The sequence below is a fragment of the Endozoicomonas sp. ALC013 genome (assembly GCF_049310205.1).
GTDB lineage: Bacteria > Pseudomonadota > Gammaproteobacteria > Pseudomonadales > Endozoicomonadaceae > Endozoicomonas.
Genome location: NZ_JBLYNS010000030.1, coordinates 24,262 through 39,536, shown reverse-complemented (window position 1 = coordinate 39,536; position 15,275 = coordinate 24,262). Strand labels below are relative to the sequence as shown.

The window sequence follows — 15,275 nt, the reverse complement described above, 5'->3', positions numbered from 1 at the left end:
AGAACACACAATACTCCTGCTGTTGTCAGTAACACGCCTGCGCTTTATGGGTGGGGTGGGCCCGGATTCAGATTGCAGTTGATGCGGTGGCAATGTTCCAGTGCCCGTTGTTGTCTGTTCCACCTGGTAACCTGACATGGATCGCTTTCTTTCTTGTTTTCGGCTGTTTGCTGGCCGGTGCCTTCCGGCTTCAGTGGATGTTAACGGGGATGCCGTGTCTGCGGTTACTGAGGAGGAAGGTGACTGCATGGCTTCTTCGGGGATTACCTGTTTGCAGTTGGAGAATCGTCTGGGGATGACAACAATAGAACGTAAACGCGAATTTAACCAGCGTAATAGCCAACCCCGCCGGATCGGCTTATTCTTGAGGTGCCTTCACACAGTTTCTTTTTCCAATAACCAGGCTGTGATGGTCTGACGCCGTTTTGTCGGCACCAGGCTTTTTGGCTAAGCCCGGGGTCGTGCCAGGCTTCGATCCGTTGCAGCCATTGTTCTTTAGTGGTTTCTGGGGTGGTCATCGGAGCCTCCATGCAATCAGAGGCTTTATGATCCACGATCAAATCTCAGCGGGGTAGGACGTGGGTTATTTTGGCGGTTACACTGCATCCAGATGAAATCGTTTTCTTCGCTCCAACAGTACTGAGCCCACCCTGCCTGTAACAAACTGCCATCAGGCCCCTCACTACCCATCACTGAGGTTGGAAATACCAACATCTGTACTACGATACATCCATAACAAATCATCCAGTCGCCCGAAAAAAATCACTAATAAGTAGGTGGACGTTTGGTTTTAAATATTTGCCTCTATCAAATCATGGGGATGTCGTCAGTCTTATGCCTAGCAAGGGATGGAACTAATTACTGATTATATGGTCGGAAGTATACGAAGGCTAACGAGTACCTGCTTACAATATATCAGGCACCAGATGAATACCGTCGCACAATCCACCAGTAAAACAATGAGTCCCTCATTTCCCGCAAGCTGGCAGATGCCAGAAAAACAACCCATCACGAATGCACACTTTGGCAACCGCCCTGTGGCATCACATTTAGTGAGTACTTCCCTCTTAAGTGGACACCTGACACTTGCTGAACCGACCTCCCCATCATTGTCCAGTTATGGGATATCCCAATGCACATCAGTTGCCGGATGGATGATTGAAAACCGGCTTGGCCTATCCAAACTGTTGGGCTGCCGCCTTGTTTCAGCACAATACTGCTACCTGTTTTCCGCTAAAGCCCACTTCCCCGCCAAGAGTCAGGCGATTATAGATTCTGCCTGTAACGCCACCCATGAGGACGGTTTCAGGACAGAAAAAATTACCCTCTCCCATGACGCCACAACCCTTTGCGGAGTCATTTGCTACCCCGCAGAGCGACAGTCCACACCATTGTCAGACCTGATCATTTTTAACAATATGAATGGTACAACCATCTCAAACTTCTTTGACAAAGACAGGCTTGCCAGCACATCCCATGGACTGCCAGATGGCAAACCCACAGAAACACCGGGCAATATTCAGCAGATTCTGGGCTGTCCAGTTCTTCTTTACGATTACACGGGCACCGGAATCAACAAAAGGGCAGGACTTTTACGCTATGCTCCTGCGGCCACCGGCGAAACCGTAATCAAGGATGCCATGGCAGTCTTGCACACGGCACTGAACCAACCCGGTATTGACAACATCACACTGATGGGAAGTTCATTGGGTGGCGGCGTTGCCACAGTTGCTCTGGAACGCTATCTCAGTAATCTGGGTGAAGATGAGGCAATACGGACCAAAAAACGCCTTACACTGGTTAACCATGACTCCTACAGCACCACTTCAAGAGTCGTCATTCCACAATTACCCGAATTTGCCGATACCCTGGGTTGGTTGTTCGGTGCTCACATTGATGCAGCCACCCCCATGAAACAGTTGGTGGAATACCAAAAGGTGAACACAATCATTCTCTCACGGGAAAACGATCATACGATTCGCAAGGGATCCCGGATGTACGAAATGTTTGCCAATGCTGCGGCAAAAGAAAGCCATTTATCGTGGTACCATAGTAAACTTCCCGGACACTCAGGCCTTTCTGAAGACCAGGCTGCTTTTCTTAAAAGTAAAATGTGTGATAGTTGAAGTAGCCAGGGGCAACCAGAAGCATCGCTGGTTGCCAGTCAAACTAAACTATGAACGTCGTTTTCCAGATGGGTGAGGCTTTTTCTCTTCCGGTGCGTTGAAGATCAGGTAAAGCTCCATCAACACTTCAGGAATCTGGCTGCACATATCTTCTGTGAGCTTACTGTCCCTGCGAATATCCTGAAACTCCTGTTCATCATCAAACAGGCCTGAGGCCAGCATGATCGGCAGCAGGAGTTCACAGACCTCCTGTTCATTGGTCCCGAACCAGATGTCTTCATCGAGGAAGTGAGCCACCATAAAACCGATGCACCAGTTGGCAAGGGCTTCATCGTCGTGGTCTTCCAGCTCTTCGGATTCGCAGGAGAGGGAAAAACCCTCATCTTCGTCGTTAAATCCCCGGTCGATGGTCGTTTGCATTCTGGCAATAAGTTCATTCAACTCATTGGCAATGGCTGCTGGAAGCTCTACCTTACCATCAAAAATACTCTCGTTCCGTACCTGCTCGGTCAGGTCTATCGGGCAGATGGTCAGGGCTGTCAGGAAACCGTGGAGACCATGGTAGTCAAGAGTTCCTTCATTTTGTTCCGTAAAAGGCTGTAACAGCGCCTCCACAGAAGCACGGGTATTGGACATAGAGGGTATCCTGAAAGTTTGAGGGGGGGATTTTACTCTGGCTTTGGTGGAGATAAAAGTCTGTCCGGTGAAGCCTTTATCATGATGGGTTACCTGATAATGAGCATCACTGTTTTTTTCTTTTTATAGAACTAAATGTTGGTTGTTAACGTCTGATTGAGTGGAGTGATCAGCCCATAAGCCGTCCAAACAGTCTCTGATAAGGGTTGGACGTATAACAAAAAACATCAAATGTCGTTCATATGTATGGCGAATCTTTGGAGATTGAGCATGGATAATCCGAAGCCTGTAGGTAGACCTTGCAAAACATATAGCTTGCGATCTGATGATAAAAGGGATAAGCCTGTCAGAGAAGGGCGCATGAAGGATGGCAAATCAGTAGGGCCATTTAAGTCTTTGAGGTCGATGTTAATGCGTCAAAGGCCTGCTGAGGAACCGGTGTATGCTAAAAATCGACGTGATGTTGTGCATTGTGATAAGCAACTTGCCGGAAAAGTCAGTTCAGAAATACGTGGCAGGATATCCCGGCCAAGAGTTGGTCATGGGGCAGCGTCGACCAGTGCAAGGTCTCCTATGGGTAGTACTGAATTCGGGTCTGCACTGGATGTGATGAGAGGGATCCCAAGCCAGTCGGCAAAAGCAAAAGATTGCTTTTCTGCGTTTTTTTTTCCGGTAACCTTCTCCTGCAAGCTCAACGATGTTGAGGAGACACTTCCCCATGAAATGGCACGTAAGATTTGTGATAACGATGCCATCCGGGATTGTGCGGCTTATCTGGCAAATGGGGGAACCGAAAAAGTAAGATTAAGGAAATATGAAGAATCGTATCAGAATGACGCAGGCAGGGTTGATTTAACCATTATTAAAGAAGGTACGAATGGTGCTCAACCACACAAGTTCAACACTAAAGACTACAAGTGCAGTTTGAATCTTGCAGATGAATCTGTCAGTAATCACGAGGTTGAGAGGATGTTGGCTTCATATCTTGAGGGTCAGGGTCCTGAACTGTCGGATTCCTTGAAAATTCTTCTTGGGCAAGGCTTGTTGAATCAGCTATATGCGTACTTCTCTGAAATGGGGGTGAAAATGAGTTGCTCAGGATCTTCAAGCTGCACTCATACTTTGGAACTAAACGACTGGCGGTGTGTTTTGACATCAACAGTGACTTACAATGAGTATATCAGTGCAGATGGTAAGGCAAAAAGACTGAAATTACCTTGTTCTTTTTCTGTGATGATCAGTCTTGGTTCTTTGAGTAAAAGTGGTCATTGGCGCCTGAATGAAGCAAAAATAAATCTGAACTTTCATGGTAAGGTGGCACGACAGGTAGAGAGACAAATCAAGCCAACAGCTTCAAAGCGTCTACTCCTGGACATCGAAGCGATAGCCGGGAATGCCGGAGGAATGCTTGCTGCCCGGGCACTGAATGATGGCGGGTTGAGGCGTTGTAACAGTGAAGATAGCTTATTATCTTCTATGTCAGAAAAGCCAAAAAACAGAAAAACCTATTTTAAAAAAGGTTTTTTGTTAAAAGATAATAAGGTGTTTTTATGTGATACTACTTTGAGTAAGTATGATGTGCGGTGGCAGTTGAGTAAATTTAACTGGGTGTCCGATTATAATGAAAGTTTAATAATAAGAGGTATCCATTCTGATGGTAGTCATGCTGACATGGAAGAGATTGTGGTGCGATGCTCAAATTTACTGCGCTGGTATCCTTCAGGAAAAAAACAGTTTTTTGATTTTTGGCTTGAGGATCATATTGATACGCTGAAGAATTATGGTGTTCCTTATTTGAGTGCTCTTAAACAAGCGGTTCTAGCTGAATGCAGGTGTTTATGGAATGCTCAGTTTCAAGAGTATCTAGATAAATATTTAAATTTCAATTACCAGGATTATGCCGGTCAGGTATTTCCAGAATTAAGTATACAGGCTAATGGGAGTGAATTTTTAGAGCTCGCCGTTGCCATTTATAAAAGTCAGGAAAATACATCAAGCGTAGTGGCTTGGGTGAAAGCGTTGAATGACATTCGTCAGGAATTAATGGCGGCAAAATCATTGTCCAATAGCGTATGTGCCGAGTATCTTCTCAAACTGGGAAAAGCCAAGGCGGGCAGCTTTTCAATTGTTGCCAGTTATCGAGGGTGTTCCCCATTAAAACACAAGCCAGCTCGTGAACTGGTGCCGTACTTTAACCGATTCTCAACCGCAGGCCAGAAGCTGGTCAGCATTCTTCTTTATGAGAACATGAACAGACTAAAGGTGATGTGTAAGGCTTCATGGGTTGGTCATTATTTGACCGCTATAGAGGTGCACAATAATCCCCATGAGAATGATGAATTTGTCAATAACTTATCCAGAGATTTAAAGTTATGTATTGAAACAGATGGGCGACATATGGCGATAGTCTGATTTGTTGGAACCTATCAGGATTTGATGAAGATGCTGGCGAGTATCCGTATACTTGCCCTTTTATCAGATGCGATTCTGTTCAATGCCTGATCCTGCTCTGGATATTTTAAAAAATACATTTGGTTACCAGTCCTTTCGAGGATTCCAGCAAGAGGTAATTAATGAAATCGTTGCTGGCCGTGATGCCCTGGTATTGATGCCTACAGGGGGAGGGAAATCGCTCTGTTACCAGATCCCCGCATTATTAAGAGGTGGTACGGCAGTTGTCGTTTCTCCTTTGATTGCCTTGATGGATGACCAGATTAACAGTCTTCGGGAGCTGGGTATTCGTGCCGACTGTCTGCACTCCGCCATGCTGCCGGAAGACCGGCTTCAGGTTGAACGGGAACTGCTGATCGGTGATCTGGATTTATTGTATGTAGCGCCGGAAAGACTGCTGACTGAGTCGATGCAGCGGCTGCTGGATCAGATTCAGGTGGCTTTGTTTGCCATTGATGAGGCTCACTGTGTCTCTCAGTGGGGGCACGATTTCCGGCCGGAATACCTGCAGCTCTCCTGTTTGCAAACACGGTTTCCCAGGGTTCCCAGAATTGCCCTGACAGCGACGGCCGATCAGAGAACCCGCCAGGAAATCCGTGAACGACTGGGACTTGGAGCAGCCCGGGTATTTATCGACAGCTTTAACCGACCCAATATTTTCTACCGGATCAGCCAGAAGAAGCAGGGTAAGCAACAGCTACTGAACTTTCTTAATAAAGAGCATCCCGAAGATTCCGGAATTGTTTATTGTCTTTCCCGTAAGAAAGTGGAGCAGACTGCCCAGTGGTTGACGCAGTCAGGGCGAAAGGCGCTGCCCTACCATGCCGGGCTTTCACCGGAAGAACGGCGGGCAAACCAGCACAGGTTTATCGTCGAAGAAGGGATCATTATTGTCGCGACCATTGCCTTTGGTATGGGGATTGATAAACCGGATGTGCGGTTTGTTGCCCACCTCGACCTGCCAAGAAGCATTGAAGCCTATTATCAGGAGACCGGGCGTGCGGGGCGGGATGGCCTGCCTGCTACCGCCTGGATGGTTTATGGTTTACAGGATGTGGTGCTGCTCAAACAGCTGCAGGCCCGCTCCAGTGCCAGTGTGCATATTCAACAGATAGAGCAGCAAAAGCTGGATGCCATGCTGGCGCTTTGTGAGGTGACCGGATGTCGACGACAGGTGTTGTTGAATTACTTTGATGAGCCTCTGGATAAACCCTGCGGCTATTGTGACTTGTGTCTTGAGCCACCGGAAATATGGGATGGGACCGAAGTTACCCGCAAGGCGTTGTCCTGTATTTACCGCAGTGGGCAGAGCTTTGGGGTAGCTCATCTTGTGGATATTCTGCTGGGGAAAAGCACTGATAAAACCCGCCGTTTTGGTCATAACCGGCTTAGCACCTTCGGTATCGGCACCGAGCTGGATCAGAGCAGCTGGCGGTCGGTCTATCGTCAGCTGGTGGCCAGAGGGTATGTGAATGTGGATCATGACAGTCACGGAGCCCTTAAATTGAATGAGCGTTGCCGTTCACTGTTAAAAGGTGATGAGCGTATTCAGTTACGCCGTGATCGATATGAGCCTTCCCGGAAGTATGAGCAGGAATACCGGGAAGTTGGTCGTGTTGTGGTGGAAGCCCATGATCAGCAATTGTGGGAGGCTTTGCGCCAATGGCGCCGTAGCCATGCTGAGGAACAGAATGTCCCCGCTTATGTCATCCTGAACGACAAGACCCTGATGGAGCTGATAAAGGCTCGTCCTCAATCCCATCTTGAATTGTCGAGAATCACCGGAATAGGGCAATTCAAGCTGGAGAAATACGGCGATGACTTATTAGCAGTTTTGGGGGGCAGCCAGGGCGTTACCGAGGAATGTTAATGGCCCTTTACAGGCGGTGCACAGATAGACCGTTCCCCGTTGTGAGCGGTTGTGTCGTATGGTGCTCAGGTGAATCGTCTTGCCCTGACAGTGGCATCGATACAGCCACTGCTTCCGGCTGCTTCTTCCGGTGTCGTACCGGTGACAACGATCGGCAGGAAGTCTGAATACCCTGGTCATGATCCCCTGCCACTCTCTGCCATGGGCCCGGATGTTTCGGCCAAACAGTTCATAGGCCAGCAGGTGGGCCACCTCGTGGGCGACGGTTTGTTGGATAAAGTGCTCACGGTTTTCCTGAAGCAGCACTTTATTGAAGCGCAGTTGATGTTTTTCAATCCACGCCTGACCCGCTGTCTCCCCGGTGAGATCCAGTCGAATATAAGGTTTTTTAAACGGTTGTTGAAAAAAGCGTTCCGCTTCCTGATAAAGCTCAATAATCCGCTGTTCAATTTGGTGAAGGTCGTTCGGCAATGGTTTGTCTGCTCCCTGAGTTTGCCCGCAAATCATAGTGGATTGCTCAGGATTGTAAAATCCGTAAGGCACAAAAAAAGCCGTGTAAAACGGCCTTGGGAATAGTCCTTGAATAATTTCACATTTTGGAGCCTCCAAACTCCGTTCGTCCTGAGGCTGTCGAAGGGCGTAAACTCCCAAGCATGATAGGTCGTGCCCGGGACCCTTCGACTCCGCTCAGGGTGAACGGAGAGCGAGTTCTAAATGTTGGAATCATTTAAGGATAATTAATCATTAAGATTGGGACTAATAACTCTGCACATACTCAGGCCCAATGCCCATACCCCAGAAAATCACGGTGGTGATCATGATGGCAACCAGAACCACCAGGCCAATACAGAGAACCGAGCTGGCATAGATAAAGCCCTGTTCCTGAGGAATCTTCATAAAAATATGGAGACCGCTGTACAGCAGGTAGGCCGTGGCAGATACCGCCACAGTACCGGCAATAATAGCCAGCCACAGGGATGGATAGAGACCGCAGATACCAATGAGAAACAGAGGATAGGCGGTATAGCATGTAAAGGCTGTACAGTCTGCCAATGACGGGTCGCTGTTGAAGTTACCGCTCATCCAGTGGATAAACCAACTCATGACCGCAACGCCACAGACCATCGCCATCCAGGCAAGGATGGACATCCACAGGGCACTCTCAGGTGTGAGTCTTACCACATTGGTGCTGCCGGGAAGGCTCCAGCCAGACATCGTAGTACCAATGTAAGTGCAGATGGCGGGCAGGGCTGCCAGCCAGATGATTTGGCCAAGGTAGAGCTGGATCAGTCCGGGCGGGTTCTTGCGAATGCTGACCCATTCGTTGTCGGGCTCAGTAAGCAAGCCCCAGAAATGGCTTAGGATCATAACAGTGCCTCCGTGTGTTCGGCAGGATATCAGGCCGCTTCTTCCACTGAAGTGGTGGATACTGATACTGACCGGCGCTTAACCTTTGTTATTATTATTGGCTCTCTGCAGAGGTTTTCCATCGCAGAACCGCGTTAAGCCGCTCCTCAAGTGTTGTCATGTTTCGCCCGGTTTGTAAAGAAACTGAACGTTTTTTAGTGGATTTTCTGCCTTTTTTGGCCATCAGCCTTTATTCTGTTGCTAATCAAGATGTTTTACTGAGGTACTCATGCTCAATAAGATTGATAAAATTATGTTGGGTGTTTTTCTGGCGTTAATTGTGCTGTCTTTGGTGATTCACTGGCAGGGTAAGTTTGCGTCAGGGCCTGAAATACCGGAACCGGTGGCGGTTGAAAAGACAGAAGCGTTGCCGGTTGTGACCATACCGGATTTCAGCAGCATGGTTGATGTCAAGGCCAAGAAAAGTGCTTTCTTTGGCTTCTTATTGCCGATGGTGCAAGAAGAGAATGATACGATTTTACAAAACCGTCTTCGGATTATGGCGTTATCTTCCCAGTCAGAGCTGACGGAGAACGATCAATTGTGGCTGGCTGATATGGGTAAAAAGTACCGTATTGGTGATGTGTCAGCTTTTGATGAACCGTTTTTTGCCAGGTTGCTGGCGTCTGTCGATATGATCCCTGCTTCTCTTGCCCTGGCTCAGTCGGCCAATGAAACCGCGTGGGGGACTTCACGATTTGCCCGACAGGGTAACAACTTCTTTGGTCAGTGGTGTTTCCGACCGGGATGCGGCATTGTACCCGGGGCTCGCCCGGCAGGAGAGAGCTACGAAGTTCAGAAGTTTAAGGATGTTGCGGCGTCGGTCCGTGCTTATATGCACAACCTGAACACCAATCATCAATACAGGGCTTTGCGACAGCTGCGGGAGCAGAAAAGAGTCAGTCAGGAGCCAGTCACAGGCGCTGATCTGGCCCATGGTTTGCGGGCATATTCCATCCGGGGTGAAGAATATATTGAAGAACTGCTTTCCATGATCAACAGCAATCAATTGCTGCGGTATGATTTAAATAATCAAGGCTAAATAATTAAAAGAAGGAATTCCCGTGACCGTATCATTCAGCAATTCTGCCTCGCTCCGTTTTTGCTTTGCCAATCTATGGAAGCGAGCAGTAAAGGCATTGTCTCTCGGTGCCTTGCTGCTCATCCTTCCGGGCCTGGTGATGGCAGCGCCTGCCAGCACCTACTGGGCATTTTGGGACAAAAGCAATCCAGAGTCTTCTGCGGTGATCAATCACCATCTCTGGCAGGAGATACTGGATACCTATCTGGCACTTCGCCCGGGTGGCAATCGTTTTCGATATGGGTTGGTCAGTCAGGAAGATCGGGACAAGCTTGATAAATACCTGAGGGATATGGTCTCCCTGGACCCAAGGACATACTCTTTGGCGGAGCAAAAAGCGTACTGGATCAACGTTTATAACGCGTTAACGGTTGATCTGGTGCTGGAACACTATCCGGTTAAATCCATTACCAGGATTGGCCCATGGTACCAGTTTGGCCCATGGGATATGGATATCACCCAGGTAGCGGGGCAAAACCTGACGTTGAATGATATTGAGCACCGGATTCTCAGACCACTATGGGACGATAGCCGTATTCATTATGCGGTGAACTGTGCCAGCATCGGTTGCCCGGATTTGTCCCCAACGGTGTTTACCGCAGACAATACTGAGCCAATGCTGGATGAACTTGCCAGGCGCTTTATCCGGCAGGAAAAAGGCATGAGCTGGGTGGAAGGCAAACTGACGCTGTCGCGTATCTATGAATGGTATGAACAGGACTTTGTTGATCAGGCGGGGGTTGTTTTGCATCTGCGCCAGTTTGCTTCTCAGGCAAATGCCCGGCGGCTGAAAAAATATACCGGTACGATTCAGTACCAGTATGACTGGCGATTGAATGAGCTGAAGTAGCCCGTTTCTTTGCCGATCTTAATCAGGCGCTTCACCAAAGGATGGCTCTGAAATAACGCTAAAAAAAGGTGCCATGTATGGCCAGATACGTCGTTTCAGCTTTGCTCTTATTGTTCAGTATTGCGGTCCAGGCGGTTCCATCCCCGGATCTCTGGTCATACTGGGATAAGGCTGACCAGAGTAGTGAGCAGGTGGTTGATCACTCACAATGGCAGAACTTTCTGGATCGCTACGTAATACTCTCTGAATCAACCGGAATGTATATGGTTGAGTATGGGCGTGTTACCAAAACTGAAAAAGGCAGTCTGGATGCTTATCTGAACAGTCTTGCCGGGCTGGACCCCAGAAAGCTGAATCGTACCGAGCAGTTGGCTTATTGGATCAACCTGTATAACGCATTAACCGTTGACCTGATCCTTGATTACTACCCGGTCAAGTCCATTACCAAGTTGGGTAAGGGATGGTTCCGTATGGGGCCCTGGCGAGATGAACTTATCATGATTGCTGGTCAGACTATCTCCCTGCACGATATTGAGCATCGAATTCTCCGCCCCATCTGGAACAATCCCCGGATTCACTATGCACTGAACTGCGCCAGCATTGGCTGCCCTGATTTATTGCCTGATGCGTTTCGGGGAAAAAGGATTGATCAACAGCTGGAGGCAGCCGCCCGACGCTTTATTAATCAGAAAAAAGGCGCAACCCTGGTCAATGGTCGCCTGGTGCTGTCCAGTATTTTTGATTGGTATGAAGATGACTTTATTGATAAAGATGGGGTATTGAACGAGATAAAGTCATTTGCCAGCGGTGACTTAAAGCATCAATTGGAAAACTACAGAGGGCGGATCAGTTATCGTTACAACTGGAAGCTTAATGAATACAGGCCGTAATAAAATAGAGTTGTCTGGCAAAGCCTGCGCCCGGCTATATTGCCACTAAATTCAGCAGTCGTATGTTAGCGGATGGCGTTCTGAGGGGGAGATGTGGGACAGTACCGGCAAACTGGTGGCCGTCTGCCGACAGTCTGCAATCATTCGCGTGCCTGAAGGCAAGCTTGTCTTACTGAGTTAGATAATCATGTTATACATCTCATCCGTGGGAACAAGTTCAACAGGGCTTTGCTGCACTGGTACACGGTTTCAATGTATTTGATGGGGTCCCTCTATCAATGACGCCCAAATTCCGTTCGTCCTGAGCGGAGTCGAAGGGCGTACACACCATACCCTGAATAAAGACTGTGCCCATCACCCTTCGTCCGTGCACCCTGAGCGGAGCCGAAGGACGCTCAGGGTGCACGGAGATTGTACACATCAAACTCATCGAAATGATGAGGTTATCAGTGAGTTTAACGTTTGCCCAGTCGACGCAGGTTGGCTGATTTCCAGAAGGAAAGTGGCTTCTGCTCTGCCAGTATATTACGCATGCCGACATCGCCATTTTCCATATTGGATACGGAATAAGTGGCATTAGCAAGGTCATGATAGACAGTAGGCGATGACATCATGGAGGGGATCTCATAAGCCATTTTCAGGTGAGCTGTATTTACTTTCCATAATCCTCCCCGGCTATCATAGGCTTCCATAATGGCACCCGCCCAGCTGTCTTCATCCAGATACATACGGCGCTTGCTGTATATATGTCGGTTACCTTCTTTCAGGTTGCCCTCTATCACCCAGACACGATGCAGTTCCCAACGGGTATAGTCAGGATTCAGGTGGTGAGGAGTCAGCAGCGTCTCACTCGAAAGGTCTTTACTGGCAAGCGCATAGCTATTATAGGGAATATACATTTCCTGCTTGCCCACGATCTGCCAGTCAAAGCGGTCCGGGGAACCGTTATAAAGATCGACTTCATCGGTGAGTATAAAGCCGGTAGGTGTGTCATAAGCGGTGGTGGGCGCTTTCTTCACCCGGCGCTGCCCTGGCAGATAAATCCAGGCTTTTCTGGGCTCTGCCAATTGATCAACGGTCTCTTTAACCAGTGTCAGCTCACCAGCATCACGTACCGGTGTAATCTGCTCCCTGAGATAGAAAAACAGCGTGTTGTCCAGCTCCTCGGCTGTTACGTTTGGATCATAATACTTGAAGTAGGCGTCATACTTGGAGACCTCACGCTTCACTTGTCCGGAAGGCTGAACCAGTGCCGCTTCATTCACGCCTTCCACGTTAATGCCCTGCCACCGGGTAATATGATTCCAGATAATTTCATTGGCATTTTGCGGGATAGGGAAAGGTATTCCGGCAATAGCGCCACTAAAACCATTACCGTCGTTGGCCAGCTGGGCGCTGGTGGCGTTATTCAGCGTATTGTTTACGATGCGCTCCGGTGCTGTAAACGTCCGGTGTGTTTTATATACCGGAATACGGAATGTATCTGGATAGGCTTCGAGCATGGCGATAATACCAGTACTTAGCTTATCCTGATGCTCCTTATAATTTTCTGCCGTGATTTCGAACAGGGGTTTTTCATCCGCGAATGGGTCGACGCGTGTCACTCTTTCCGGGTCGTAACCATTGTCAACAGAAACCAGTTTGCCGGTCCAGGCTGGAATAGTGCCCTCTTCATTGCCCGCTCTTTCTGCACCAAAAGGGGTGAGTTCGCTGGTTAATCGCCTGGCTTCCATGTTATCAACGGCTGCCAGCGACAAACTTGAAAAGGTAATGCCGACCGCTATGGCCAGCGTTGAAAATAAGGGTCTTGTTTTCATCCGTTCACCTCATTATTTTTGTTATTTTTTTAAAATGGCTTCGTTCGGATTGCCAAAACGAAGCCTTTTATTTTTCTGGTGATTAAAAGGAGTACGCCACGCTAAAGGCGACATTGTCCCGGTCTCTCTGGTCGCTTTGGCTGTTCCAGGCGTTATAGCTCAGTTCGGCAGAGATATTGCTGCCGTAGTCTGCAGCAACCCTGGCGCTGTAGCTTATGGCCCCCTGATCGTCTCCGTGGAGTTTATCATTGAGGGTCAATGATGGGGATAAGTCCAACCCGGGCAGCACGTTGTCGTATGAGCCGCTCAGAACCAGTGTGTACTCATAAGAGTTTTTGCTTAAGTTGGAAAAGTTGGGCACATCGGTAATGCTGCCGGGTATGATTTTACCGGAAACCTCTGAGATAAGGTTGACATCATCGGCACCAAGGTTTGGTCCGAAATTGTGGGTGGCGTTGACCGTCCAGGTGTATAGCTCGTCACGCTGGTAAAGGTTGGTTTTTGTACCTGAGGCAACGATTCCTGCGGCACCCAAGTCTATAGTACCCACTGATCCTCTACCTGCCAAAATAGCATTGCTGGCTAAGGTTGCAAATTCTTCCCGATTGGTAGAAAACGGCATGTTAGGCCGGTAGGTGACTTCCATTCCAATACTGGTTTCACCAATATTACCGGACAGGCTTAAGCCGTAGAGACGGATATCTTCAGGGTATGCAAGGTCATAGTAGGTGTTATTGAGGTAATACAGTCCATCTGCAAGAGCTGTTAACGTTGAGTTTGACCCAGTTATGCCAGCTTGACACAACGCTGCATATTGGCCTGTAATCGGGCTTCCTGCTGAAAGAAAACCCGGTGCCTGAGAGGAACAACCAGCCTGATCTCCAGTTTCAAGAGCAGCATAAGGAGCACGACTGTGATAGTTCATAAAGAATAACGAAGCTTCGACTTCAGAAAATTCATAACGCAGCGCAAGACCAAACTGACCATCATCTGAAGCATCGATTTTCTGCCCCTGTCTGGCAATAGGTAAAATCCGATCAGTGCCATTCAAGCCTGGGATTGAAATATCAGCCGGTACCGGAAGTGAATTCCTAAAATCTTCAATAACCCCCAAAGACCCATCACCAAACAGATCCTCCGTACTCATATAAGCCCCATTGGGTATCAACTCATGAGATTCCCATTCAAACTTATAAAACGCTTCCATACTGAGATTGTCGGTAATTCCCGCCTGCACATACGCCATATTCACCGGCAATGTATGGTTACGCAGTTCTGCCCCCGGAAGGCGCAGCCCGGCAATATCGTAAGGGTTGGCAGAGTTTATACCGCTGGTAAAGAAGAGGGCTTCACCCCAGTTAATCACCTGACGGCCCAGTCGGAAGGACAGCGGTTGGTCCGCAACATAACCATCCCGATAGGCATAGGCATCAAGAAGTCTTGCTCCTGAGGCAGAGTCTTTAAGGTCATCAGAAAATTTGGTTTCGCTGCCGGAGTTGGAATAAATATTGCCATCTCCGGTCGGGTCTTTATCTTTCAGTTGGCTGTCATACCAGGCGTTGGCCCGCAAAAACAGACCGTAATCATCTTTGCTCACTTCCAGGTCTGAGGTAATGCTGAAGATGTTCGAGACTAACCCGGTATCAAAATTATAATTACCGTCATTGGTATTGATATTGAGGTTGTCATCATCCCTGTCTTCTACTCGCCACATGGTGCTGTATTTCACCTGAGTATCCAGCGAGATATTGACATCATTTTCTGTGGTCCAGCTGACGGCCTGACTGACACCGGGCATGGTGCCCAGAATAGCCAGTGTGAGTAGATAAGTTGATTTTCTGATTCCAACAGGCCGTTCCATCTGCCTGGAAGCACGGTGATTTTTTTGCATGTTGCTAAGGTCTCCTGCTCCTTCTTGCCACTACTGCCCTCAGTAGTCGGTTTCAGGTTTTTGTTGTTATTGAATTCTTGTATCGAAGATTTCAGTGCTTTGTGATCTTAGCCTGAGGATATGGTTGAAATCAATATGCAATACTGCACAGCGAAATGTGTGTTCGATTTTTTATTTTATCTCAATTAAGTGCTATGTGCTCGTTCCCACGTGGAGCATGGAAACGAGGATAGGACAGTATTCAAGCCGTGTTATT

General features: G+C 48.2%; 12 protein-coding genes. 6 read left to right on the top strand and 6 right to left on the bottom strand.

The features are described 5' to 3' along the window. Positions 1-323: 323 nt before the first annotated feature. Positions 324-518 carry an IS66 family insertion sequence element accessory protein TnpA gene (gene tnpA / locus ACO6V1_RS08225; RefSeq protein WP_422461143.1) on the bottom strand — a complete coding sequence of 65 codons (195 nt, stop codon included), beginning with the start codon at positions 516-518 and terminating at the stop codon, positions 324-326. Between the two features lie 408 nt (positions 519-926). Here tnpA and ACO6V1_RS08220 point away from each other — a divergent pair, with 408 nt between their 5' ends. Beyond that, positions 927-2,126 carry an alpha/beta hydrolase family protein gene (locus ACO6V1_RS08220; RefSeq protein WP_422450835.1) on the top strand — a complete coding sequence of 400 codons (1,200 nt, stop codon included), beginning with the start codon at positions 927-929 and terminating at the stop codon, positions 2,124-2,126. A 48-nt stretch (positions 2,127-2,174) separates the two neighbouring features. Here the strand turns inward: ACO6V1_RS08220 and ACO6V1_RS08215 are convergent, their stop codons facing one another. Further along, positions 2,175-2,762, bottom strand: coding sequence for a YecA family protein (locus tag ACO6V1_RS08215; protein WP_422461145.1), 588 nt, complete (start codon positions 2,760-2,762; stop codon positions 2,175-2,177). A 270-nt stretch (positions 2,763-3,032) separates the two neighbouring features. On the opposite strand from ACO6V1_RS08215, the gene ACO6V1_RS08210 reads away from it, so the two are divergent. Both ACO6V1_RS08210 and recQ read left to right on the top strand, forming a co-directional pair. Then, positions 3,033-5,174, top strand: a complete 2,142-nt coding sequence (locus tag ACO6V1_RS08210) for a hypothetical protein (RefSeq protein WP_422450839.1) — start codon at positions 3,033-3,035, stop codon at positions 5,172-5,174. Between the two features lie 82 nt (positions 5,175-5,256). Beyond that, a complete protein-coding gene (gene recQ / locus ACO6V1_RS08205) occupies positions 5,257-7,083 on the top strand; it encodes a DNA helicase RecQ (RefSeq protein WP_422450840.1) in 1,827 nt (608 codons plus the stop codon). Here the strand turns inward: recQ and ACO6V1_RS08200 are convergent. Continuing rightward, positions 7,039-7,590: a SprT family zinc-dependent metalloprotease gene (locus ACO6V1_RS08200; protein ID WP_422450842.1), complete on the bottom strand. Its 552-nt coding sequence runs from the start codon at positions 7,588-7,590 to the stop codon at positions 7,039-7,041. The genes recQ and ACO6V1_RS08200 overlap by 45 nt on opposite strands. A 249-nt stretch (positions 7,591-7,839) precedes the next feature. After that, positions 7,840-8,451 (bottom strand): Yip1 family protein, encoded by a 612-nt coding sequence (locus ACO6V1_RS08195; RefSeq protein ID WP_422450843.1) that lies wholly within the window; start codon positions 8,449-8,451, stop codon positions 7,840-7,842. Positions 8,452-8,719: 268 nt separating this feature from the next. Here ACO6V1_RS08195 and ACO6V1_RS08190 point away from each other — a divergent pair, with 268 nt between their 5' ends. The 3 genes from ACO6V1_RS08190 to ACO6V1_RS08180 all read left to right on the top strand — a co-directional run bounded on the left by ACO6V1_RS08190 (position 8,720) and on the right by ACO6V1_RS08180 (position 11,311). Beyond that, a complete protein-coding gene (locus ACO6V1_RS08190; protein WP_422450845.1) occupies positions 8,720-9,532 on the top strand; it encodes a glucosaminidase domain-containing protein in 813 nt (270 codons plus the stop codon). Between the two features lie 22 nt (positions 9,533-9,554). Further along, a complete protein-coding gene (locus ACO6V1_RS08185) occupies positions 9,555-10,421 on the top strand; it encodes a DUF547 domain-containing protein (RefSeq protein WP_422450847.1) in 867 nt (288 codons plus the stop codon). Between the two features lie 77 nt (positions 10,422-10,498). Continuing rightward, the gene (locus ACO6V1_RS08180; RefSeq protein WP_422450848.1) at positions 10,499-11,311 is read left to right on the top strand and encodes a DUF547 domain-containing protein; all 813 of its coding nucleotides are present in this window, start codon (positions 10,499-10,501) and stop codon (positions 11,309-11,311) included. Between the two features lie 455 nt (positions 11,312-11,766). Here ACO6V1_RS08180 and ACO6V1_RS08175 read toward each other — a convergent pair whose 3' ends face one another. Together ACO6V1_RS08175 and ACO6V1_RS08170 are read right to left on the bottom strand one after the other, a co-directional pair. Beyond that, positions 11,767-13,128, bottom strand: coding sequence for a DUF1329 domain-containing protein (locus ACO6V1_RS08175; protein ID WP_422450850.1), 1,362 nt, complete (start codon positions 13,126-13,128; stop codon positions 11,767-11,769). 82 nt (positions 13,129-13,210) lie between these two features. After that, entirely contained in the window at positions 13,211-15,019 is a 1,809-nt protein-coding gene (locus tag ACO6V1_RS08170) for a DUF1302 domain-containing protein (RefSeq protein ID WP_422466459.1), read from the bottom strand. Between the last annotated feature and the right edge of the window lie 256 nt (positions 15,020-15,275).

What these genes read in the sequence shown, in the direction of transcription:
- tnpA (WP_422461143.1), bottom strand. Translation starts at nt 518, where the DNA reads ATGACCACCCCAGAAACCACTAAAGAACAATGGCTGCAACGGATCGAA.
- ACO6V1_RS08220 (WP_422450835.1), top strand. Translation starts at nt 927, where the DNA reads ATGAATACCGTCGCACAATCCACCAGTAAAACAATGAGTCCCTCATTT.
- ACO6V1_RS08215 (WP_422461145.1), bottom strand. Translation starts at nt 2,762, where the DNA reads ATGTCCAATACCCGTGCTTCTGTGGAGGCGCTGTTACAGCCTTTTACG.
- ACO6V1_RS08210 (WP_422450839.1), top strand. Translation starts at nt 3,033, where the DNA reads ATGGATAATCCGAAGCCTGTAGGTAGACCTTGCAAAACATATAGCTTG.
- recQ (WP_422450840.1), top strand. Translation starts at nt 5,257, where the DNA reads ATGCCTGATCCTGCTCTGGATATTTTAAAAAATACATTTGGTTACCAG.
- ACO6V1_RS08200 (WP_422450842.1), bottom strand. Translation starts at nt 7,590, where the DNA reads ATGATTTGCGGGCAAACTCAGGGAGCAGACAAACCATTGCCGAACGAC.
- ACO6V1_RS08195 (WP_422450843.1), bottom strand. Translation starts at nt 8,451, where the DNA reads ATGATCCTAAGCCATTTCTGGGGCTTGCTTACTGAGCCCGACAACGAA.
- ACO6V1_RS08190 (WP_422450845.1), top strand. Translation starts at nt 8,720, where the DNA reads ATGCTCAATAAGATTGATAAAATTATGTTGGGTGTTTTTCTGGCGTTA.
- ACO6V1_RS08180 (WP_422450848.1), top strand. Translation starts at nt 10,499, where the DNA reads ATGGCCAGATACGTCGTTTCAGCTTTGCTCTTATTGTTCAGTATTGCG.
- ACO6V1_RS08175 (WP_422450850.1), bottom strand. Translation starts at nt 13,128, where the DNA reads ATGAAAACAAGACCCTTATTTTCAACGCTGGCCATAGCGGTCGGCATT.
- ACO6V1_RS08170 (WP_422466459.1), bottom strand. Translation starts at nt 15,019, where the DNA reads ATGCAAAAAAATCACCGTGCTTCCAGGCAGATGGAACGGCCTGTTGGA.